Below are 21,523 nucleotides of genomic sequence, written 5' to 3'. Positions count from 1 at the left end.
CGCGCGGTTGACTGCTACCTGCGCAACGGCTTCGAGCACCGCTGTGGGAGTCCGCCGGACCCTGGCGGGAGCTACTCCGTGGGGCCGGTGGGGGCGACGAAGCGGCCGCGGTAGAAGGACAGGGCCGGGACCTTTGTCGGTTTCAGGTGTACGTGGTCGATGTCCAGCAGGACGATGACGTGGTCGCCGCTGGTGATCACGTCGTCGCGGACGCCGGCCAGGATCGCGGGGGTGCCGGGCAGGAGGGGGACGCCGTCGGGGCCGGGGGACCAGGAGACGCCGCTGAGCTTCTCGGCGCCGGACAGGCCTGAGGTGGCGAACCGGCGGGCGATGTCCTCCTGGTCCTGGCCGAGGATGTGGATCGCGATCCGGTCCGCGGCGACGAGCACCTTGAAGCTCGACGACGAGGTCGCGACGCAGAACAGCACCTTGGCGGGGGAGAGGGAGACCGACGTGAACGAGTTGACGGTCAGCGCGGCCACGGCGCCGCCGGCGGCCGTCGCGGTCACGGCGGTGACGCCGGTGGGGAAGTGCCCGCAGACCTGGCGGAACTCGGCGGAGTCGAAGAGGGGCTCGGTCGTCATCGGTCCACCGCCGGGTGAGAAGAGTGAGGAGCGTCGGGGCGCAGGCCGCCTTCGAGCTGGACCAGGCAGAGGGTGTGCCCGCCGGGGTCCTTCACCAGGTGGAGCCGCCCGTGCGGGCTGTCGACGGGGCCGACGGTCGGCATGCCGCCCAGGTCGGACACCCGCGTCAGCGCGTCGTCGAGGTCGCCGGCGTTGAAGTACGTGATCCACTTCGACGGGATGATGTTCGGCCACTCGTTGTCCAGTTCCAGGACGCCGGCGACGGGGACGTCGCCGAGCATGAGGACCGTGTACGGACGGGCGGTCGGCGAGTCGTCGCGCTGTTGCGTGGTGTAGCCGAACAGGTCCTGGTAGTAGGCGACCGAGCGTTGCGGCTCGCCGGTGTCCAGTTCGTTCCAGCACAGGGCGCCGACGGTGTTGAGCGTCTGCACCCCCGCGCGGGACTCACCCTGGTACAGGCCGAACGCCGCGCCGAACGGGTCGATGACCACGGCGCCGGTGCCGGCCGCCGGCAGGTAGCGCGGCGGGGTGACGAGCTCCCCGCCGAGCGTGACCGCCTGGTCGGCGCAGCGTGTGACGTCGTCGACGGCGAAGTAGGCGATCCAGCCCCGGGGGCGTCCGCCGTGCAGGCCCGCGGCGTCGGAGATGCCGGCGACATCGTGCCCGTCGACGCTGCACATCCGGTACGTGGTGGCGCCGAGCTGCTCGTGCCGCACGGTCCAGCCGAGCAGCTCGCGGTAGAAGTCCTCGGCCTGCTGCGGGTCGGTGGTGCACAGCTCCACCCAGACGGCCTCGCCGGCCTGGAACGCCCGCGTCACGCGGTCACGCTCGCGACGATCGTGCGGGCGGAGACCTGGTAGGCGTGTTCGGGGGAGCCGGTGGCGAGGCTCGACTCGACCACCTCGACGACCGCGCGCAGGGTGTGCGGCGGCACGGCGGCGAGCGCGTCGACGAGGGTGTCGACCTCGCTGTCGAGGTCGTCGGCGGCGACCACCCGGGCGACCAGCCCCCAGCCGAGCAGCTGGGTGGCGGTCGCGGTGCTCGCGCCGGTCACCAGTGCGTACGCGTGTGGGCGGGGCAGCGCCTGGGCGATCAGGTGGCCGACGCCGGCGGGTGCGAAGCCGAAGCGGGCCTCGGGCAGCGACAGCCGGGCGTCGGCGGCGGCCACCGGCAGGTGGATGGCGCCGAGCAGGCCGACGCCGAAGCCGATGACTTTTCCGCGGACCGCGCTGACCACGGGCACCGGCAGCCGCCTGATGCGGCCGAGTGCCGTGTCGCTGTCGCGGAGCCCGGCGGCGACGGCCTCCTGGCCGGCGCCGGCGAGCGCGCCGAAGGACGTGGTGTCCCAGCCGCCGCAGAAGTGCCGGCCGGCCATGTCGAGCCGGATCACGGCGCAGGCGTCGTCCGCGGCGGCGGTCTCCATCGTGGCGACGAGCTCGGCGAGCGCGTCGTCGTCGAAGCAGTTGCCGCGGGCCGCGTTGTCGTAGCGGACGCGGGCGACGCGACCGTCGTGTTCGCGGGTCAGGTTGATGGCCACGGGCGGATCATACATACCAGTCGGTATGAACACAACGATGCTGGCAGACGTGGGTGTGTCACACGACCGTCACGGAGGCGACACCGGTTCGACCTGTTGACTTGATACCGGCTGGTCGGTACTTTGTGGCCAGCGTCACGGCCGCGCCCTGCGGCGACATGACGGGTCCATCGTTGTGAAGGACGTCCATAATGCTCATGAACTCCTTGCGATCCCGGCGGCCGTTGGCGCTGGTCGCCTCCCTTGCCCTCGCGAGCGCCAGCCTCACCGCCTGCGGTGACTCGGAGCCCGGCACCGCGCAGTCGGCCGGCCCGTTCACCGTCCGGGCGCTGCTCGCAGCCCAGCCCGCCACCCTCGACCCGATCGTCGGCGCGCGGTCGGCCCAGATCGTCTGGGCCACCATGATCGAGCCGCTGATCAACACCGACGCCAGCCTCAAGCCGATCGACACCGGCCTGCTCACGAGCTGGACCCGCACCGACCCGACCACCTGGACGTTCAAGGTGCGGCCCGACATCAGCTTCAGCAACGGCGAGAAGGCCGACGCGGCGGCGGTCGCCAACACCCTCACGCTCACCCGTGACACCGCGGCGTCGCAGCTCAAGTCGTACTTCACCAACGTGGCCGACATCCAGGCGCCGGACGCGACCACGGTCGTGGTGAAGACCAAGACCTCCCAGTACAACTTCGCCGACCTGCTCACCACCGTCTACCTGGTGCCACCGAAGTACTACCAGGAGAAGGGCACGGCGGGCTTCGCCGCCGCCCCCGTCGGCACCGGCCCCTACGTGTGGGCCGGCTCGAACGCGGGCCGCGACATGTCGGTCAAGAAGAACCCCGACTACTGGGGCTCGAAGAAGGCGATCAACGACGGCATCACCTTCACCTGGGCGAACGAGGCCGCACAGCGGCTCGCCCTGATCCAGAGTAAGAGTGTGGACGTCTCCTTCGACCTGCCGCCGGCCCAGGCCACCACGGCCAAGAAGGCGGGCATCGCGGTGACGAGCACCGAAACCGCTATCAAGATCATCGCGTTCCTGGACTCGACGAAGGCGCCCTTCGACGACCCGAAGCTGCGCGAGGCGGCCGCCCTGGCCATCGACCGGGACGCGATCGTCAAGGGCATCTTCGACGGCCAGGCCGTCGCCGACGCCGGCCTGCTCAACGTCAGCCCCGGCCAGAAGCCGGCGCAGAGCGTGACCGCCGACCCGGCCAAGGCCAAGGAGCTCGTCGGCGCTTCGGCCCCGGCCGTGCAGATCCACTACCCGGCGGCGCAGTACACCAACATCGAAGAGGTCTCCCAGGCCGTCGGTGGCGCCCTCGAGAAGGCCGGCTTCAAGGTCACCTACGTGCCGATCGACTACGGCACCCTCGTGAAGCGGGTCGTCGGCCGCCAGGTCCCCGGCATCGCGATCTTCGCCGGCGTGCCCAACGTCGCCGTCCCGGACTTCTTCACCAGCGGCTTCATGAAGACCAAGTCGATCACCGGCAACTGCCCGGACGCGAAGATCGACGAGCTGTCCCAGAAGGCCCTGGAGCAGACCGACGCCGCGGCGGCTGCCCCGATCTACGAGGAGCTCAACACGATCGGCGTGGTCGAGAAGCACTGCTACGTGCCGCTGTACCGGCAGGTGTTCAACTACGCCACCGCCGGCAGCGTCAAGGGTCTGGTGTTCGGTCCGCTGAACACCGTCGACTTCACGCAGACGACCCGCTGACAATGTCCGACGTCGTGCAGAAGGGGATGCCGGGCGGCGACGCCCGGCACCCCCGCGCCCTGGAACAGACCGCGGACCCGGAGCGGGGCGCGCCGGTGCTGGAGGTCGACGACCTGGTCGTCGAGCACCGCAACCGGCGCACCGGCGAGGTGTTCCGGGCCGTCGACCACGTGTCGCTGCGCATCGGCGCCGGCGAGAGCGTCGCGGTCGTCGGCGAGTCGGGCTCGGGCAAGACCACCCTCGCGATGGCCGCGACCGGGCTCGGCACCCGCGGCGAGGGCGACATCCGGCTGCTCGGGCACTCGCTGTCCTCGGTCGGCCGCAAGCAGCTGCGCCGGCTGCGGCCCGAGGCGCAGGTGGTCTTCCAGGACCCGCACGGCTCGCTCGACCCCCGCCAGTCCGTGCTGTCCGGGCTGCGGGAGCTGCGCTCGCTGCAGCCGGAGCGCACCTCGTGGATCGAGGACACCGCCCTGCTGGAGCGGGTCCGGCTGGAGCCTTCGATCCTCGACCGCTACCCGCACCAGCTCTCCGGAGGACAGGCGCAACGGGTGTGCATCGCCCGGGCGCTGCTGATGCGGCCCCGGCTGATCGTCGCCGACGAGCCGACCTCCGGCCTCGACGTCTCCGTGCAGGCCGACGTCCTCGCGCTGCTCAAGGAGATCCGCGCGACCACCGGTGCGGCCCTGCTCATGATCAGCCACGACCTGGCCGTGGTCCGCTCGGTCTGCGACGTCGTGCACGTCATGTACCACGGCCGGGTCGTCGAGTCCGGGCCCTGCGAGACGGTCTTCGCCCGGCCCGAGCACGAATACACCCGCGAGCTGCTCGCCGCGATGCCAGGCGCACGATGGAGGTCCCGGCAGTGAAGACCGGCACAGTGAACAACGTCGCGGTCCCGATGGCCAAGCCCGGCACGCCCGGGAAGAACGGCAAGAAGGCGCGGGCCGGTGCGCTGCGCCGCGCCGCAGCCCGGGTCGCCGCCCTGCTGGCGTCGCTGCTGATCGCGCTGAGCATGGCGTTCATGCTCGGCCGGCTGTCCGGCGACCCGACCACGACCATCCTCGGCCCGATGGCGACCCCCGAGCAGCGCGAGGCCCTGCGCCACGAGCTCGGCCTCGACCGACCGCTGCTGGTGCAGTACTTCGACTACCTCAAGGGCGTCTTCACCGGAGACCTCGGCGATTCGCTGCAGTTCTACCAGTCGAACACCTCGATGATCATGGACCGGCTGCCGTTCACGCTGCAGCTCGTCGCGGGCGGCATGGCCCTCGCCATCCTCGTCGGTGTCCCGCTCGGCGTGCTCGCCGCCAGGCGCGAGGGCACCTGGTGGGACCGCGCCGCGTCGACGGTCGCCCTGCTCGGCCAGTCCGTGCCGGTCTTCTGGTTCGGGATGATGCTGGTGGTGCTGTTCGCCGTGAACCTCGGCTGGCTGCCGGCCGGTCAGTCCGGCACCCCCGCGCACCTGGTGCTGCCGGCGCTGACGATGTCGGTGTACCCGATGGCCCAGATCGCCCGCCTCACCCGCGCGTCGATGAGCGAGGCGCTCGCGGAGCCGTACATCGACGCCGCCAAGGCCCGCGGCATCACCGGCCGCCGGGTGGTGTGGCGGCACGCGTTCAAGAACGCCATGATGCCGATCCTCACCATCGTCGTGCTGCAGACCGGCATCCTGCTGTCCGGCGCGGTCGCCGTCGAATACGTGTACTCCTGGCCCGGCCTCGGGCAGCTCGCCCTGCAGGCCATCCAGTTCCGCGACTTCCCCCTGGTCCAGGCGATCGTCGTGTTCGGCGCGCTGGTCTTCGTCCTGCTCAATCTGCTCGTCGACGTCATCCACTCGATCGTCGACCCGAGGGTGAGGTGAGAGCGTGAGCCAGCTCGAGCTCGAACTCAAAGCGGCGGAGGCGCCCCGCCGGTCAAAACGGACGTCGGTGTTCTGGCTCGCGCTGCCGATCGCCGTGGTCGCCGTCGCCGTGTTCGTCCTGCCGCTGACCGGCCTGCTCCCCGCCGCCGGCCAGGACCTCGACGCGACCCGGCAGGCGCCCGGCTTCCTGTCCGGCGGCTCCTGGTCACACCCGCTCGGCACCGACAAGCTCGGCCAGGACCTGCTCACCCAGTTCATCGAGGCGGGCCGGCTGACCATCATGATCGGCCTCGTCGGCGCGATCGTCGCGATCGGCCCCGGCACCCTGCTGGGCCTGCTCGCCGGGTACTTCCGCGGCTGGGTCGACCGGGTCATCTCCGTGCTCATCGACGCCCAGCTGGCCCTGCCGTTCATCCTCGTCGCCCTGGCGATCATCGCGAACCGCGGCAGCTCCCTGCCGGTGCTGTTCCTGGTCCTCGCGCTCACCGGCTGGGCCGTCTGCGCCCGCGTCACCCGCTCGGCGACGATGGTCATCCGAGAACGCCAGTTCGTGCTCGGCCTGCGCGCCGCCGGGGCGTCGGAGCTGCGCATCGTGTTCCGGCACATCCTGCCCAACCTCGGCGGCACGATCGTCGCGCTCGGCACGCTGCAGGTCGGCACCGCGATCCTGATCGAGAGCGCGCTCAGTTTCCTCGGTCTGGGTGTGGTACCCCCGATGAACAGCTGGGGTTCGCTGCTGGCCGCCGGCCAGGACGAGCTGAGCACGGCCTGGTGGATCGCGTTCTTCCCCGGCCTCGCCGTCACCGTCCTCGTGCTGCTGGTCAACCTGCTCGGCGACGCGCTGCTCACCCACTACGACCCCCGCAAGAGGCGCCGATGACCAGCCTGCTGCACGTGTCCGGCCTGTCCATCTCGGCCCGGCTCGCCACCGGGCACCTCCGGCTGCTCGACGGTGTCGACCTCGACGTGGGCCGCGGCCAGATCGTCGGCGTCGTCGGCGAGTCCGGCAGCGGCAAGACCACCCTCGCCCGCGCCGTCGTCGGCCTGCTCGAACGCAACGTCACCGTCGAGGCCGGCGCCGTCGAACTGGCCGGGGACGTGGTGGTCGGGCCCGGCGTCGACCGCACCGACCGGATCCGCGGCACCGCCGTCGGCATGGTCTTCCAGGACGCGTCCCGGTCGCTGAACCCGCTGATGAAGGTCCGCACCCAGCTCGGCGAGGTGCTGCGCCGGCACGTCCGCGGCATCACCAAGGCCGACGTCGAGCGGCGCTCGGTCGAGGTCCTCGAGCAGATGCGGATCAGCGACCCGGCCCGGGTCCTGGACAGCTACCCACACCAGCTGTCCGGCGGGCTGCGCCAGCGGGTCGCGATCGGCCTGGCCGTCGTCACCCGCCCGTCGCTCGTCATCGCCGACGAGTGCACCACCGCGCTCGACGTCACCACCCAGACCAAGGTCGTCGGCCTGTTCCGCACCCTGGTCGACGAGCTCGGCATCGGCCTGCTGTTCGTCACCCACGACCTGATGCTCGCCAGCGACCTCTGCGACCGGATCGCGGTGATGAGCCGCGGCCGGGTGGTCGAGCAGGGCGGCGTCGAGGACGTGCTGGACCGGCCGCAGCAGGACTACACCCGGCGGCTGCTCGCCGCCATCCCCTCATGGACCTGACCCGTGGAGCGAGTTGTGCCTGATCAGGGAATCGAGGCGTACGCGGCGTACCTGCCCGCCTACGTGCTCACCGACAACCGGCTCGACGCCGGTGGCCCGCCGAGGACCGGTGGCCCGTCCCGTGGCGTCGCCGCCTATGACGAGGACGTCGTCACGATGGCCGCCGAGGCGCTGCGGCACCTGACCGCCGCCGGCGGGCCGCTGCTGCTGGCCACGACGACCGCGCCCTACGAGGCGAAGACGGCCGCCGGGATCGTGCACGAGGCCCTCGGCCTGGACCCGGGGGTCAGCGCCGTCGATCTGCGCGGGCACCGCTCCGGGGCGACCGCCCTGGACCTGGTGCTGCGGGCCGGTGCCCTCGCCGCCGCGGCCGACGTGCGCACCACCCGCCCCGGCGCCCCCGACGAGCTCGGCCAGGGCGACGCCGCCGCCGCGTTCGCCGGTGGCGGCGCGAGGGCCGCGGCACTGCTGGGACGGGCCGGGCACACCACCGAGATCCTCGAACGGTGGCGGCTGCCCGGCGAACGCCACGACCGGGTCTGGGACGAGCGGTTCACCGCCGAGATCCTCGCCGCCGCCGGCGTCGACGCGGCCCGACGCGCCCTCGCCGAGGCATCGCTGGACGCCGTCGACCACGTGGTGGTGTCGTCGTCGAACCCGCGGGCCGCGGCCGCGCTCCGCAAGGCGCTGCGCGGCGCCGGGCAGGACGCCGCCCTGGAACGCGCGACCGGCTTCACCGGCGCCGCCCACCCGGGGCTGCTGCTCGCAGCGACCCTCGACGACGCCGAACCGGGGCAGACGATCCTGCTGCTGTCCGCGACCGAGGGCGCCGACGCGTTCGTGTTCCGCGTCGGCGACGGGATCCGGGAAGCCCGCACCGGCCCGCCGGTCCGCGAGCAGCTCGCCGCGCGGCAGCAGCTCGGGTACGGCCGGTACCTGCGCTGGCGCGGCCTCCTCGACGTGCAGGGACCGGCCCGGCCCGCGGCACCCGCGCCGGCGGCACCGCCGATGCACCGCCGGGCCGGCTGGAAGTACCGCCTCGAGGGCAGCCAGTGCGGCGCGTGCGGCCGGGTCACCACCCCGCCGACCCGGGTCTGCGCCGCCTGCGGCATCAACGCCAGTGAAAGCCGAATCGGGGCGACGGCGGCGCAGCGAGACGCAGGCATCGCCGGGGCGGGCGAGGCGAAGGTGTCGCTGCGGGACAGGACCGCCCGGGTCGTCTCCGTGACCCGCGACCACCTGACCACGATGCCGGAGCCGGAGGTCGCGGTCGTCATCGCCGACGTCGACGGCGGCGGCCGGCTCAGCGTCTACGCCACCGACGTCCCGCCCGGCGACGTCACCGTCGGCATGGCGATGACCCCGGTCTTCCGCCGGCTGTGGACCACCGACGCGATCCACAACTACTTCTGGAAACTCCGCCCGGCGCCGCTTACGGAAGGTCAGTGATGGGCAGCAGACGCACCACCCACGACGTCGCGATCATCGCGATGGGATGCACCCCGTTCCGGGACCACTGGAACTCCTCCGCCGACGACCTGCTCGTCGACGCCGTGCAGGAGTGCGTCGGGTCGCTGGAGTCGGTCACCCTCGACGACGTCGACGCGTTCTGGGTCGGCACCCAGGGCTCCGGCATGTCCGGGCAGACCCTGGCCCGGCCGCTGCGGCTGACCGGCAAGCCCGTCACCCGGGTCGAGAACTACTGCGCGACCGGCTCGGAGGCCTTCCGCAACGCCGTGTTCGCGGTCGCCTCCGGCGCCTACGACATGGTCATGGCGACCGGCGTGGAGAAGCTCAAGGACTCCTCCTTCTCCGGGCTGTCGGCGGTGTACCCGCCGGACGACGGCACCGCCGTGGACTGGACCGCCCCCGCCGGGTTCTCCCTGCTCGCCCCGGCCTACCAGGAGGCGTACGGCGTCGACGCCCGCGACATGCGCAGCGCCCTGACGAAGGTCGCGATGAAGAACCACGCGAACGGGGCCCTCAACGACCGCGCCCAGTTCCGCAAGGCCGTCACCGTCGAGACCGTCGAGAACTCGCCGAGGATCGCCGGTCCGCTCGGCGTCATGGACTGCTCCGGGGTGTCCGACGGCGCCGCCGCGGCCATCATCGTGCGGGCCGAGGACGCCCACCGGTACACCAGCAAACCCGTCTATCTGAAGGGGATGAGCTTCGTCGCCGGATCCGGTGCGGGCCTCGCCTCCGACGGCTACGACTTCACCAGCTTCCCCGAGGTCGTCGCCGCGGCCCGGCAGGCCTACGAGCAGGCGGGCGTCACCGACCCGGCCGCGCAGATCTCCCTCGCGGAGGTGCACGACTGCTTCACCCCGACGGAGGTGGTACTGATGGAGGACCTCGGGTTCTCCGAGCGCGGCAAGGCGTGGCGTGACCTGCTCGACGGCCGCTACGACCTCGGCGGGGGACTGCCGGTCAACACCGACGGCGGTCTGAAGTCCTTCGGCCATCCGATCGGCGCGACCGGGCTGCGGATGATGTTCGAGTGCTTCACCCAACTGCGCGGCGACGCCGGGGCCCGCCAGGTGCCGGACGCGAAGCTCGCCGTCGCGCAGAACCTCGGCGGCCAGCCGGGCTCCTGCGTCGCGTTCGTCGCCGTCCTGGGCAGCGAGCGATGAGCGGGCCGGAGCGAAGCGGAGAGGCCGCTCATCATGGTCACAGTTCGGAGCTCAGGCGCACGGAGCGAAGCGGAGGGCGAATGAGCGGGGTTCGGCTGGACGGGCGGGTCGTGATCGTCACCGGGGCGGGCAACGGCATCGGCCGGGCGCACGCCCTGTCCCTCGCCGAGCACGGCGCGTCCGTGGTGGTCAACGACCTCGGTGGCGGCCTCGACGGCACGGGCACCGGCGGCGCGGCGGACAAGGTCGTCGAGGAGATCCGCGCGGCGGGCGGCACCGCCACCGCGTCGACGGACTCCGTGGCGACGTCGGCGGGCGGGGCGGCCCTCGTCCAGACCGCGGTCGACGCGTACGGCAAGGTCGACGCCGTCATCCACAACGCCGGCATCCTGCGCGACCGGACCCTGGCGAAGCTCACCGACGATGACGTGCAGGCCGTCCTCGACGTGCACCTCACCGGCGCGTTCAACGTGCTGCGCCCCGCCTGGCCGATCATGGCCGCGCAAGGGTACGGCCGGGTCGTGCTCACCAGCTCGTCGTCCGGGCTGCTCGGCAACTTCGGCCAGTCCAACTACGGCGCCGCGAAGGCCGGCCTCGCCGGGCTGATGCAGGTGCTGTCCCTGGAGGGCGCCCGGCGCGGCATCCTGGTCAACACGATCGCCCCGACCGCCGCGACCCGGATGACCGACGGCCTGCTCGGCGAGCTCGCCGACCGGTTCGACCCGCGGCACGTCGCCGCCGTCGGCACGTTCCTCGCCTCGGAGCAGTGCACCCTCAACCGGCACATCCTCACCGTTGGCGGCGGCCGCGTCGGCCGGATCTTCCTGGGTGTCACCCCGGGTTGGTACGGCGGCGACGAGCCGGCCTCGCCCGACGACATCCTCGGCGCGCTCGACGAGATCTGTTCCCTGGACGACTTCATCGTCCCGGACAGCGGCGCTGACGAGGTCGAACTGATCCAGAAGGTACTTTCCGGAAAGTGAGTGTGTAATGCCGGTCAGCGAAGTGCACCACGTGGCCATGACCGTGTCCGACGTGGACCGGGCCGCAGACTTCTACGAAAAGGCCCTGGGCTACCGCAGGACCCTGCGCAGCGACGTCGGCGGGCCCGGGATCGAGGTCTCCCTCGGCCTCCCCGCCGGCACCACCGGCAAGGTGCAGTACATGCAGGGGCCGAGCAAGATCGGGCAGCTCGAGCTCATCGAGTGGAGCGGCACCAAGACCAGGACCGCGACCGCTGGGCACCTCGAGCTCGGCACGTTCCTGCTCAGCTTCGAGGTGCCCGTCGAGGAGATCGGCGACCTGCACCGGCGGATGACCGAGCTCGGCGCGGAATGCCTCGGCGAACCCAACCGGGTGCTGCTGGACAACTACGGCTACATCACCGCGTTCGCGGCCCGCGACCTCGACGGCAACCTCCTCGAATTCGTGTCGCTGCCGAGCCGGGAGGAGATCCTGGCGTACCGAAGCGGAACCGCGAACTGATGGGCGCCGCCAACTTCGCCGAGACCCTGCGGCTGCAGGCGCTGCGGCGCGCGGACCGGGAAGCCCTCGTCGACGGCGCCGACCGCTGGACCTACGCCCAGCTCGACGCCGACGTCGACCGGCACGCCGCGGCCCTGCTGTCCGCCGGCATCGGTGCTTCGGACCTGGTCGGGGTGCTCGGCCGCAACACCGCCACCTACGTCCTGGAGCTGCTCGCCCTCGCCCGGATCGGCGCGATCTCCGTGCCGCTGAACTGGCGGCTGCACGTCACCGAGCAGACCTACGTCATCAACCAGGCCGGCATCACCTGCCTGCTCTACGACGACGACTTCGCCGACACCGCCGCGGAGCTCTGCGCCAAGACCGGGATCGCGACCGCGGTCGCCAACGGCGCACAGGTGGTCGGCGACGCGCAGCCGCTGTCCGCGCTCCTCGACCGGCAGCCGGCCGGGGTCCGGGTCCCCGACGCCGAGAAGGTGCCCGGGGACATCCACCGGCTGCTGTACACCTCCGGGACCACCGCGCACCCGAAGGGCGTCATCCACACCTGCGGGAACCTCACCGCCAACCACCTCGCCCAGGTCCTCGAACTGGAGCTGACCCAGCACGACCGGATCCTGATCTCGGCGCCGCTGTTCCACGTCAGCGGCCTGGAAGCACCCGGCCTGGCGATCTTCACCGCCGGCGCGACGATGGTGCTCACACCGACGTTCAAGGCCGACGACATCGCCCGGATCGCGACCGGCGAACGCATCACCGGCATGGTCCTCGCCGCGCAGATCCTGTTCGGCCTGCTCGACCTGCCCGAACCCCCGGACCTGTCGGCGCTGCGGTACCTGCTGTTCGCCGGGGTCGCACCCACCGTACGGCGCGACGTGAAGCGGCGCCTGCCGCACGTGCGGCTCATCGACACGTTCGGGATGACCGAACTGTGCAACGGCGTCTGCTACATGGACGCCGCGCACGAGGAGAGCAAGATGGGCGCGCTCGGCGCCCCGTTCCCCGGCGTGCACATCAGGATCGTCGACGATCACTTCCGGCAGGTCCCGCCCGGCACCGAAGGGGAGATCATCATTCGCGGCGCGAAGATCTCACCCGGGTACTGGAACGACGAGGAGACCAACCGGCGCTCCCGCCGCGACGGCTGGTTCCTCACCGGCGACGTCGGCCGCATCGACGCCGACGGCTACCTGTGGTTCGTCGACCGGCGCACCGACCTGATCAAGTCCGGCGGCGAGAACGTCGCCGGCGCCGAGATCGAGCGGGTCATCGCGCAGCACCCGGACGTCGCGGAGGTCGCCGTCATCGGCGTCCCCGACCCGCAGTGGGACGAGGTACCGAAGGCGTTCGTCATCCTCCGCGACGGCGCCACCGCGACGGCTGACGACATCCGCGCGCACTGCGCGGCGAACCTCGCCAAGTTCAAGGTGCCGAAGTATGTCGACGTCGTTGCATCGTTGCCGCGCAACGACTCCGGCAAGGTCCTCAAGCGTTCATTGAGGCAGTCATGAGCACCGCGAACATCGCCGCGATGCTCGCGGGCAACGCGTTGCGCTTCGGTGGCAAGGACGCGCTCGTCTTCGAGGGGCGGCGGTGGACGCACCGGCAGCTCGACGACGACGTCAACGCGCTCGCCGCCGGGCTGTCCGCTTCGGACGTGCGGCAGGGGAGCCGGGTCGCGATCATCGCGAACAACGTGCCCGAGTTCCTCATCCTGTCCCTGGCGCTGTCCAAGCTCGGCGCCGTCTTCGTGCCGCTCAACTACCGGCTCACCCCCGGGGAGCTGGCGCACCTCCTCGAGCACGCCGGAGTTCAGGCGGTCGCGACGGTACCGGAGTTCGCCGGCCTGACCAACGCCGCGATCGCCGACCTGCCCGACGTGCGCCGCCTCGCCCTCGAGCCGATCTCCGCCGCGTGGACCGACCTGCGGGCCCTCATCGAGGCGCACCGGGGGGAGCGGGTCGCCGACGCCGACCTGGCCGACGACGCCCTGCAGCGCATCATCTACACGTCCGGCACGACCAGCCTGCCCAAGGGCGTCATGCTCACCCACGGCAACGTGAACATGAACATGCACGCCCAGATCGTCGAGCTCGGCCTGCGCCCCACCGACCGGATCCTCAACTTCGCGCCGCTGTACCACGTCGGCGGCACCGACCTGCCCGGCTACGGCATCTGGCACGTCGGCGGCTGCATGGTGCTGCAACGCCGCTTCGATCCTTCGTCGGTGCGGCAGGCCATCGAGGCCGAACGCATCACCGGCATGGTCATGGCCGCCACGATGCTCGACATGGTCCGCCGCTCCGACACGCCCGCGGACCTTTCGTCGGTGCGGTGGCTCATCTACTCGCAGGTGACGTCGGCGCTGTTCGCCGTCGCCAGGGAGCTGTTCCCCAACGCGCGGCTGATCGAGGGCTACGGCCTCACCGAGACGTGCAGCGGCCTCACGTACCTCGACCAGGCCCACATGGAGTCCAAGCAGGGCTCCGTCGGTATCCCGGTGCCGTGGGTGCAGGTCAGGGTCGTGGACGCCGACGACAACGACGTGCCGGTGGGCTCGAACGGCGAGGTGGTCGCCCGCGGCCCGAAGGTCAGCCCCGGCTACCTCGACGACCCGGCCGCGACCGCCCACGCCTTCCGCAACGGCTGGTTCCACACCGGCGACGTCGGCTGCTTCGACGCCGACGGCTACCTGTACATCCGCGACCGCCTCAAGGACATGATCCGCAGCGGCGGCGAGAACATGGCGAGCGCGGAGATCGAGAACGTCCTCGCCGACCACCCCCTCGTCCTCGCCGCCTCGGTGATCGGCGCGCCGCACCCCAAGTGGCAGGAGGTCCCGGTCGCGTTCGTCATCGGCCGGCCCGGCCTGACCGCCGAGTCACTCATCGAGCACGCCCGTCAACACCTCGGCAGGTTCAAGGTCCCGAAGGAGATCTACCTCGTCGACGAGTTCCCCACCAACCCGTCCGGCAAGGTCCTCAAACGCACCCTCCGCGACCAACGCCCCACGCTGCACCCCGACTGGACCTACGAGCCGCTTCCGCACGACTGACAGCCATCAGCTCCCGCTGCAACGCGCGGGTGGACAAACCCACGATCACTCTCGTCATGGCTGCGATCACGTCGGTTCGGGCGCGCTCGTCGTCAAGGTCGACTTGGATGCGGTGCGAACGGCCGGTTCGGTCGGTCCTTGCACATCGGTCCTACACTCCCCGGCCGTGGCTCTCGGCGATTTCCGTGAACAGCTGATCACAGACCTGGTGATGCACCCCAACGTGCCTGAGGACCTGCTGGTCGCGATGGCGGCGACGCACGACGCCGAGACCCAGCGGCGGATGCTCTCGCCCTACGGTGCGCTGGCGCCGAAGGTGTTCCAGGTGCTCGCGGACAGCCCGCACACCCTCGTGCGGTTGGGGCTGGGCCGGGTGTCCGGCGTGCCCGACGACGTCCTCGTCCGCCTCGCCCGCGACCCGGTGCCGGACGTCCGGTGGGATCTGCTGTCCCGGCCGCGCTGGGTGCGTGCGACGCTGGCGCGGTACAACCCGCCCGAGGTCTACGAGATCCTCGCCGCCGACGAGTCCCGCAACGTCCAGCATCGGCTGCTGGCCAGTGCCGAGGCGCCCGAGGAGGTACGGCGCGCGGCGGCCGTCCGGCTCGGCTGCCCGGACGTGTTCGACCTGTACCGCGGCGACGACGTCACCGCCGCCCGCGCGCACGCCCGCCTGGCCGCCGATCCCGACCTGTGGACGTGGGTGGTGGAGTGTGACCGGTTCCCGATTCCGGCGCCGCTGGTGCCACGGCTGATCGCGGACGACCGCTCCCGGCGGCCCGAGGTCATCGTGCGGATGCAGCTCACGGCCGAAACGGCGGCGACGCTCGCCGGTGATCCGGACAGAAACGTCCGATTCGCCCTGGCCCGCAACCCGAGCCTGCCGGCGGAGACGGTGCCGGTGTTGCTCGCCGACGACGATTTCGCCGTGCGGTGGCTCGCCGCCGCCAACCCGGCGCTGCCGGCCGAGCTCCTGCGGCGGCTGGCCGCCGACCCGGACCGGGACGTGCGGGCCATGGTGGCGAGCAACCCCGGCCTGCCGGCCGACGTGCTCGTGGACCTGGCCCAGGACGAGGATCTCGACGTCCGCCTGGGCGTGGCGAGCCAGCCCGGCCTGCCCGCCGGAATGCTGACGAAGTACCTGTACCACGACGTGGCCGGGCACCTCGAACGCCTCGACTGGGTGGTCGAGGCACCGCTGGACGAGGTCCTGCACTACGCCAGCAGCGACAGCCTCATGCACCGGTACTCCCTGGCGCACCGGACCGACCTGCCCGACGACGTGGTGGCAACGCTCGCCGCCCACGGTGCGCCGGAGGTCCGGTTCGAGGTGGCCCGAAGCAACCGCGACCGGGTGCCGGTCTCGCTGCTCGTCGAGCTGCTGTGGTCCGGGATGGGCATCGGCCATCGCGAGCCGGCCGCCGTGGCGTTCGCCGACGATCCGCGGCTGCCGGGATTCCTGTTCGAGGAACTGCTGCGCTCGCCGCGCAAAGGCCATCGGGAGGTCGTGTTCGCGTCGCGCTGGATGGACGCCGAGCGGCTCGCGCGGCTCGCCGAGGACAAGGACGAGGAGATCGCCGCGGTGGCCCGCCGGCGGCGGCCGCGGACGTTCGACGAGATGACCGCGAAGGTGGCGGCCGACCTCGCCGATCCGAAGCGTCGCCGGCAGGCGGCGGCGGCGAAGGACCTGCCGGCCGAGCTGCTGTGGCGAATCTGGCGCGAGTCAGCGCCAGCGTGACCGGACGGCACCCTGTCCAGGCGATCCTCCGCACCAGGGACGCGGCCCGCGAGTCGGGCGCGGCGATGGGTCGTGGTGTGTTGAACTGGGCCATGCAGATGCGTCCCGCGGAACTGGCGGCAATCCGTGCCGGCGAGGTCGACGTGGCGTTCCGCCGGTGGGAACAGCCTCGTGTCAAGGTCGGCACCCGGATGCGTACGGCGGTCGGGCTGGTCGAGGTCACGTCCGTCGACCGTGTGCCGGTGAGGTCGCTGACGGCCGCGGACGCCCGCCGGGCCGGCGCGGCGTCGCTGACCGCGCTCCGGCAGGGACTGGACCGCCTCCACTCCGACCGGCCGGTGTATCGGATCGGGCTACGGTACGTGGGTGACGACCCGCGGCACGCGCTGCGGGAGGCGGTGCCCGACGCCGCGGAGATCGACACGATCGTCGCGTGGCTCGACCGGCTCGACCGCGCCTCACCGACCGGGCCCTGGACCCGGGCAACGCTGCTGCTGATCGACGAACTGCCGGCCACTCGGGCACCCGACCTCGCACAACGGATGGGCCGCGACACCCCGGCGTTCAAACAGAACGTGCGCAAGCTCAAGGAGCGCGGCCTGACCGAATCGCTCGACATCGGCTACCTGCTTTCGGCGCGCGGCGCCGCCGTCCTGGACCACGAGGGTCATCCCCGGGCGACCCCGGGCCGGCCGGTGCCGGAGCCGGGCATCCCGCTGCCACGCCTCGGCGCGGCCGCGACCCGCGCGCTCACCACGCACGGCGTGACCCGCCTCGAACAGGTCGCCGAGCTCAGTGAGGCCGAGGTGCAGGCACTCCACGGCGTCGGGCCCTACGCCCTGCGCCAACTCCGAGCCGCGATGGACACGGCCGGGCTGGCCTTCCACAACGGTCCTGCCGCATCACCGCAGGTCACCGTCGTGCCAGAGACGTCCTGACCATCAGGTCGCGAGCCGCCACCGGCAGGGGCCGGACGATCTCGCCCTGCTTGACACGAGGCACCCATCCGCCGCGGTCCGCGACGGCGGCGACCAGGCAGTATTCGTCGGCGACACCCGCCACGCGCGCGACGGACCCGATGGGCATGGCGTCGTTCCTGTCACGGGCCGCCCGCAGCGGTCGCGTGCCTCTATCCAGGACCTGCCGACGACGGACGGCGTGGCGGGCAACCGGGGCCGGGTGGTGCGGGTCTATCTCACCGGTGGGCGTGTACGTTGCGGGCCGGAGGATGGATGCGCGGGATGGCTCGTGGCGGTTGGCTGTTGCTCGCGCCGTGGCGGCGGGCGCCGTTGTTGCTGGTCCGGCGGCCCAGTGTGGCCGTGGCGATCGCGGTCGCGACGGCGGTGGCGGTTCTGCCGGCGGCGGCCGGGCCGGTGTTCCTGTCGTCGGCGGGGAGTGCGACGCTGCGGCGAGGATCTCCCCGGTGTGCCCGGCGGCCCTGGGATCGCAGGTGATCGCTCCAGAGCGGCCCGTCGACCCCACCGTGCTGGCGGCGGCGGTGGCGCAGGAGGCGGAGGCCGCGGCGGAAGGGCTCGGCGACCCGGCCGTGACCCTGGTCAGCGCGGAGGTGGCGGTCGGCGACAACAGGGTCAACATCGCCGGGCGGAACGGCTTCGAAGGACACGTCCAGCGGATCGCCGGCGGTCCCGGCCACGGGTTGTGGCTGCCTGACCGGTTCGCGGCCGAGCACGGGCTGCGGCCCGGGGACACCCTCACGATCTCCCCGAACGTCGAGGAGTGGAGCGCCGACAACGTGCGGCGGGTCTGGGAGCCGACGGCGGTGCCGGTCGTGGCGATCTACCGGGACCTGCGTGAGCGGTCCGGCGACGACCCGTTCTGGTGCGGCATCTCGACGCTGTACCGCGGCGATCCGGCCCAGCAGGCGGGCGGCCTCGGCAGCGACGTGCCGGTGCTCGACCTTCTCCTGGCTGATCGGGCGACCATGCTGGCGGTCGCGAGCGGCGCGCACATCCGGACCGCCCAGCGCATCGAGCGGGCTCCGGCGACGATCGACCTGACCGCGCCCGAGGCGACCCGGCTCGCCGCCGGCATCACCGCGATGCACGACCAGCTGCGCACCACCGCGTACGACGACCGGATCCTGTACCGCACCGCCCTGCCGCCGCTGGCGGGCCGGGCGGCGCTGGTCGAGCGGGAGCTGCGCGGGTCGGTGCTGCCGATCAGCGCCGGCGGTCTGCTGGTGGGGCTGTCGGTCGTGATGGCGGCGGGCGCGTTCTGGGTCCGTCGCCGTGAGCGGGAACTCATCGTCCTCGCCACGTTCGGCGCGACCGCGCGCTGGCTGGGGGTCAAGGCCGCCCTGGAGGCGTTGCCCGCCCTCGCCGCCGGTGCCGTGGGTGGCTGGGGGCTGGCCGGGCTCCTGGTCGCACAGGTGGGGCCGAGCAGTGACGTGTCGGGCGCGGCGCTGGTGCAGTCGATGCTCGCCGCGGCGGCCGCGTTCCTCGCCGCGACGGCGGTGCTCGGCGTGACCGCCGGTGTCGCGTGCCGGCCCCTGACCGGCGAGTCCACCCCCAGAGCGCGGGTCCGGCGCCGGCTGGCCGCGGTGCCGTGGGAGCTGTTGCTGCTCGCGGCGGCGGCAGGCTACTGGTTCACCGGCGGTGACCGGTCCATGGTGCGGCTCGCCAGCCAGTACGGGACCATGGTGCAGATCCCGGGGAAGCTGCTCGTCGTGCCGATGCTGGCGATGCTGTGCCTCTGCGTCCTCGGCGCGCGCCTGGCGACGGCGGCGGTGCGGCGGCGGACCCGCACGACGACGACGGCGCGGTCGGCGGTGCGGCTGCTGTACCGGCGGCGGCTGCGGCACTCCGCCGCGGCGGCGGTGACCCTGGCCCTGATCACGGCGGTGCCCGTCGCGGTGGCGGTCTACGGCGCGACGGCGACCAGGACCGTCAGCGCCACGCTCGCCGCGCAGGCCAGGCTCGGCGCCGGCAGCGACGTGGTGATCACCCTCGCCGAGCCGGGTGCGGTCCCCGCCGTCCCCGCAGCGCTGCGCGGCCGGGCCACGCCGGTGCTGCGCGTGGACTACGTGCAGCTCGACGACCGGCAGGTGTCGCTGCTGGCGGTCGACCCGGCGACGTTCGCCGACATCGCGTTCTGGGACGACCGTCTCGACGACACCACGCTCGCCGAGGCGACCCGCGGCCTGGGCGCACCTGTCAAGGCGGCGATCGCATCGGCGCCGGTGCCGGACGGCGCGGCCACGATGACGTTCGGCGCCGACCCTCCGGTCGACCTCGAGGTCACGTCCCTGTCGACGCTGCCTGCCCCGCGCGGCGGGTATCCGGTCCTGCTCGTCGACCGGGCGGCCGTCGGTCAGGAGGTGCTGGCCCGCGCCGTTCCCCAGTTGTGGGTGCGCGGCGACCCGGCACCGATCCGCGCGGCCGTCGACGCGGCGGGCCTGCGGGTCGTGTCGTTCTCCGTCGCCGGCGACCGCCACGCGAGCACGTTCTACCAGCCGGTGACGTACACGTTCGCCTATCTGTCGGCGCTGTCGCTGCTCACCGCGACGGTGGCGATGGTGGGCTTCCTGCTGTACCTGGAGTCGCGGCTGCGCGTGCTGCGCCGCGGGTACGTGATGCTCCGGCTGATGGGGCTGCGCTCCGCGGTGCAGGGGTGGCTGCTGCTGGCGGAGTTCGCGGGTTCCCTCGTCGCCGGGTGCGCGGCCGGGCTCGGCCTGGCGGTCACCGCCGCCGTGGCGGTCCGCGACCAGCTCAACGTCGACCCCGCCGCGCCGCCGGGCACCGTGCTGTCCTTCCCCTGGTCGGTGATGGCCGGCCTGCTCACGGCGGTCGGCTGCTTCGCCGTCCTGGTGGCGGTGGTGACCCATTGGCGGCTCACCCGCAGCCGGATCTCGGAGGTACTGCGTGACATCGACTGAACAGGGCGCCGGCTGCGTGGGTGTCTCCCGCTCGTATCGTGTCGACGGCCACCTGGTGCCCGCCCTGGTGCACGTCGACGTCAGCGCCCCGGCCGGCATGATCACCGCGGTGATCGGCCCGTCGGGCTCCGGCAAGTCGACCCTGCTGCGCCTGCTGACCGGCATGGACAGCCCGGACGAGGGCACGGTCACGATCGCCGGGCAGGACATCGGCACGCTGTCGGCGGCCGGCCGTGCCCGGCTGCGCCGGTCGCGGCTGGGCCTGGTGCGCCAGGACCCCGGCGACAACCTCCTCGCCTATCTGACGGTCCGCGAGCACCTGCGGCTCGCCGCACAGATCCGCGGTGTGCCCGAGGTGACCGGCGAAGCGCTGCTGGAGCCGCTCGGCATCGCCGGCAGGGCCGGGCATCTGCCCCACCAGCTGTCCGGCGGCGAGCGGCAACGGGTCGCGATCGCGTTCGCCGCTGTCGGTCCGCCGTCGGTGCTGGTGGCGGACGAGCCGACCGGCCAGCTCGACCACGGCAACGTCGACGCCGTGGTCGCCGCCCTACGGGTCATCGCCGACGCCGGCGTGGCGGTCATCGCGGCCACCCACGACCCCGCCGTCTGGCAGCGCGCCGACCGGGTGGTCCGGCTGCAGGCCGGCCGGGTCGTTCAGGAGGCGATGTGATGACGCCGGTGGTGACGACCCACTCGGTCACGCGCCGCTACCCGGGCGCGGGAAGGGTCACCGCGCTCGACGGGGTCTCGGTGGAGATCCACGCCGGCGAGCTGACCGTCGTGGCGGGCCCGTCCGGCTCGGGCAAGACCACCCTCATCAGCGTCCTCGCCGGACACGAACCCCCGGACACCGGCACCGTGACGACGCGGCTCGGCAGCCGGTGGCACGAGACGAGCTTCGTGCCGCAGTCCCTCGCCCTCCTGCCGGAGCTGAGCATCCGGGAGAACGTCGAGCTGCCCGCGCTGCTGTCGACGCACACCGGCTACCCGACCGGCGAGCTGCTGCGGACCCTCGACATCGCCCACCTCGCGGATCGGCTGCCGGCGCAGGCGTCAGGCGGGGAGCAGCAGCGCGCGTCCCTCGCCCAGGCCCTGCGCCTGTCGCCCGTGCTCCTGTTCGCCGACGAGCCGACCGGCCATCAGGACCCCGCCCGCGTCCAGCTGCTCCTGGACGTGCTGCGCTCCCACGCCCACACGGGCCACGCCGTGGTCGTCGCGAGCCACGACGAACAGGTGATCGCCGGCGCCGACCGGGTCCTGACCCTGCACGACGGCCGCCTCGCCGCGGACACCCGCCGCGCCGCCGGGAACCTGGGCGGTGTGTCGCAACCGCGGTGAGGTCGAACCCCAGT

19 protein-coding genes are annotated in these 21,523 nt (G+C 72.4%); 16 read left to right on the top strand and 3 right to left on the bottom strand.

Features of this window, described 5'->3' with window-relative positions; translation table 11 throughout:
- Nucleotides 1-71 precede the first annotated feature (71 nt).
- Genes ABZS58_RS27555 through ABZS58_RS27545 form a run of 3 tightly spaced genes read right to left on the bottom strand, consistent with a single transcriptional unit; the run spans nucleotide 72 to nucleotide 2,121 of the window.
- Nucleotides 72-584: a flavin reductase family protein gene (locus ABZS58_RS27555; RefSeq protein ID WP_354786102.1), complete on the bottom strand. Its 513-nt coding sequence runs from the start codon at nucleotides 582-584 to the stop codon at nucleotides 72-74.
- Complete coding sequence (locus ABZS58_RS27550; RefSeq protein ID WP_354786101.1) at nucleotides 581-1,402, bottom strand: VOC family protein; 822 nt, start codon at nucleotides 1,400-1,402, stop codon at nucleotides 581-583. Before ABZS58_RS27550 ends, ABZS58_RS27555 begins: the two co-directional genes overlap by 4 nt.
- Nucleotides 1,399-2,121: an enoyl-CoA hydratase/isomerase family protein gene (locus ABZS58_RS27545; RefSeq protein ID WP_354786100.1), complete on the bottom strand. Its 723-nt coding sequence runs from the start codon at nucleotides 2,119-2,121 to the stop codon at nucleotides 1,399-1,401. The genes ABZS58_RS27550 and ABZS58_RS27545 overlap by 4 nt, the downstream gene beginning before the upstream one ends.
- A gap of 197 nt (nucleotides 2,122-2,318) precedes the next feature.
- Between ABZS58_RS27545 and ABZS58_RS27540 the strand changes: the two genes are divergently transcribed.
- From ABZS58_RS27540 to ABZS58_RS27465, 16 genes are all read left to right on the top strand, one after another.
- Nucleotides 2,319-3,839 carry an ABC transporter substrate-binding protein gene (locus tag ABZS58_RS27540; RefSeq protein ID WP_354786099.1) on the top strand — a complete coding sequence of 507 codons (1,521 nt, stop codon included), beginning with the start codon at nucleotides 2,319-2,321 and terminating at the stop codon, nucleotides 3,837-3,839.
- 2 nt (nucleotides 3,840-3,841) lie between these two features.
- A complete protein-coding gene (locus tag ABZS58_RS27535) occupies nucleotides 3,842-4,705 on the top strand; it encodes an ABC transporter ATP-binding protein (protein WP_354786098.1) in 864 nt (287 codons plus the stop codon).
- A complete protein-coding gene (locus ABZS58_RS27530; protein ID WP_354786097.1) occupies nucleotides 4,702-5,700 on the top strand; it encodes an ABC transporter permease in 999 nt (332 codons plus the stop codon). Before ABZS58_RS27535 ends, ABZS58_RS27530 begins: the two co-directional genes overlap by 4 nt.
- Nucleotides 5,701-5,704: 4 nt before the next feature.
- On the top strand, nucleotides 5,705-6,580 hold the full coding sequence (locus ABZS58_RS27525) for an ABC transporter permease (RefSeq protein WP_354786096.1): 876 nt from the start codon (nucleotides 5,705-5,707) through the stop codon (nucleotides 6,578-6,580).
- A complete protein-coding gene (locus ABZS58_RS27520; protein ID WP_354786095.1) occupies nucleotides 6,577-7,368 on the top strand; it encodes an ABC transporter ATP-binding protein in 792 nt (263 codons plus the stop codon). The genes ABZS58_RS27525 and ABZS58_RS27520 overlap by 4 nt, the downstream gene beginning before the upstream one ends.
- 15 nt (nucleotides 7,369-7,383) lie before the next feature.
- Nucleotides 7,384-8,817: a zinc ribbon domain-containing protein gene (locus ABZS58_RS27515; RefSeq protein WP_354786094.1), complete on the top strand. Its 1,434-nt coding sequence runs from the start codon at nucleotides 7,384-7,386 to the stop codon at nucleotides 8,815-8,817.
- Nucleotides 8,817-10,001: an acetyl-CoA acetyltransferase gene (locus ABZS58_RS27510; protein ID WP_354786093.1), complete on the top strand. Its 1,185-nt coding sequence runs from the start codon at nucleotides 8,817-8,819 to the stop codon at nucleotides 9,999-10,001. Before ABZS58_RS27515 ends, ABZS58_RS27510 begins: the two co-directional genes overlap by 1 nt.
- An 80-nt stretch (nucleotides 10,002-10,081) precedes the next feature.
- Nucleotides 10,082-10,984 (top strand): SDR family NAD(P)-dependent oxidoreductase, encoded by a 903-nt coding sequence (locus ABZS58_RS27505; RefSeq protein ID WP_354786092.1) that lies wholly within the window; start codon nucleotides 10,082-10,084, stop codon nucleotides 10,982-10,984.
- A gap of 7 nt (nucleotides 10,985-10,991) precedes the next feature.
- Nucleotides 10,992-11,486, top strand: coding sequence for a VOC family protein (locus ABZS58_RS27500; protein WP_354786091.1), 495 nt, complete (start codon nucleotides 10,992-10,994; stop codon nucleotides 11,484-11,486).
- Entirely contained in the window at nucleotides 11,486-12,997 is a 1,512-nt protein-coding gene (locus ABZS58_RS27495; protein WP_354786090.1) for an AMP-binding protein, read from the top strand. Before ABZS58_RS27500 ends, ABZS58_RS27495 begins: the two co-directional genes overlap by 1 nt.
- Complete coding sequence (locus tag ABZS58_RS27490; protein ID WP_354786089.1) at nucleotides 12,994-14,541, top strand: AMP-binding protein; 1,548 nt, start codon at nucleotides 12,994-12,996, stop codon at nucleotides 14,539-14,541. Before ABZS58_RS27495 ends, ABZS58_RS27490 begins: the two co-directional genes overlap by 4 nt.
- 166 nt (nucleotides 14,542-14,707) lie before the next feature.
- Nucleotides 14,708-16,276: a hypothetical protein gene (locus ABZS58_RS27485; RefSeq protein ID WP_354786088.1), complete on the top strand. Its 1,569-nt coding sequence runs from the start codon at nucleotides 14,708-14,710 to the stop codon at nucleotides 16,274-16,276.
- Entirely contained in the window at nucleotides 16,273-17,214 is a 942-nt protein-coding gene (locus ABZS58_RS27480) for a hypothetical protein (protein WP_354786087.1), read from the top strand. The genes ABZS58_RS27485 and ABZS58_RS27480 overlap by 4 nt, the downstream gene beginning before the upstream one ends.
- A gap of 512 nt (nucleotides 17,215-17,726) precedes the next feature.
- The gene (locus tag ABZS58_RS27475) at nucleotides 17,727-20,171 is read left to right on the top strand and encodes a hypothetical protein (protein ID WP_354786086.1); all 2,445 of its coding nucleotides are present in this window, start codon (nucleotides 17,727-17,729) and stop codon (nucleotides 20,169-20,171) included.
- Entirely contained in the window at nucleotides 20,158-20,841 is a 684-nt protein-coding gene (locus ABZS58_RS27470; RefSeq protein WP_354786085.1) for an ABC transporter ATP-binding protein, read from the top strand. The genes ABZS58_RS27475 and ABZS58_RS27470 overlap by 14 nt, the downstream gene beginning before the upstream one ends.
- The gene (locus tag ABZS58_RS27465) at nucleotides 20,841-21,509 is read left to right on the top strand and encodes an ATP-binding cassette domain-containing protein (protein WP_354786084.1); all 669 of its coding nucleotides are present in this window, start codon (nucleotides 20,841-20,843) and stop codon (nucleotides 21,507-21,509) included. The genes ABZS58_RS27470 and ABZS58_RS27465 overlap by 1 nt, the downstream gene beginning before the upstream one ends.
- Nucleotides 21,510-21,523 lie beyond the last annotated feature (14 nt).

It is taken from the genome of Dactylosporangium sp. NPDC005555 (assembly GCF_040605635.1).
Taxonomy (GTDB): Bacteria; Actinomycetota; Actinomycetes; order Mycobacteriales; family Micromonosporaceae; genus Dactylosporangium.
Note: the sequence above shows the minus strand (reverse complement) of the source record. Positions and strands in the feature narration are given on the sequence as shown.

What these genes read in the sequence shown, in the direction of transcription:
- ABZS58_RS27555 (WP_354786102.1), bottom strand. Translation starts at nt 584, where the DNA reads ATGACGACCGAGCCCCTCTTCGACTCCGCCGAGTTCCGCCAGGTCTGC.
- ABZS58_RS27540 (WP_354786099.1), top strand. Translation starts at nt 2,319, where the DNA reads ATGAACTCCTTGCGATCCCGGCGGCCGTTGGCGCTGGTCGCCTCCCTT.
- ABZS58_RS27535 (WP_354786098.1), top strand. Translation starts at nt 3,842, where the DNA reads ATGTCCGACGTCGTGCAGAAGGGGATGCCGGGCGGCGACGCCCGGCAC.
- ABZS58_RS27520 (WP_354786095.1), top strand. Translation starts at nt 6,577, where the DNA reads ATGACCAGCCTGCTGCACGTGTCCGGCCTGTCCATCTCGGCCCGGCTC.
- ABZS58_RS27510 (WP_354786093.1), top strand. Translation starts at nt 8,817, where the DNA reads ATGGGCAGCAGACGCACCACCCACGACGTCGCGATCATCGCGATGGGA.
- ABZS58_RS27505 (WP_354786092.1), top strand. Translation starts at nt 10,082, where the DNA reads ATGAGCGGGGTTCGGCTGGACGGGCGGGTCGTGATCGTCACCGGGGCG.
- ABZS58_RS27500 (WP_354786091.1), top strand. Translation starts at nt 10,992, where the DNA reads ATGCCGGTCAGCGAAGTGCACCACGTGGCCATGACCGTGTCCGACGTG.
- ABZS58_RS27495 (WP_354786090.1), top strand. Translation starts at nt 11,486, where the DNA reads ATGGGCGCCGCCAACTTCGCCGAGACCCTGCGGCTGCAGGCGCTGCGG.
- ABZS58_RS27490 (WP_354786089.1), top strand. Translation starts at nt 12,994, where the DNA reads ATGAGCACCGCGAACATCGCCGCGATGCTCGCGGGCAACGCGTTGCGC.
- ABZS58_RS27465 (WP_354786084.1), top strand. Translation starts at nt 20,841, where the DNA reads ATGACGCCGGTGGTGACGACCCACTCGGTCACGCGCCGCTACCCGGGC.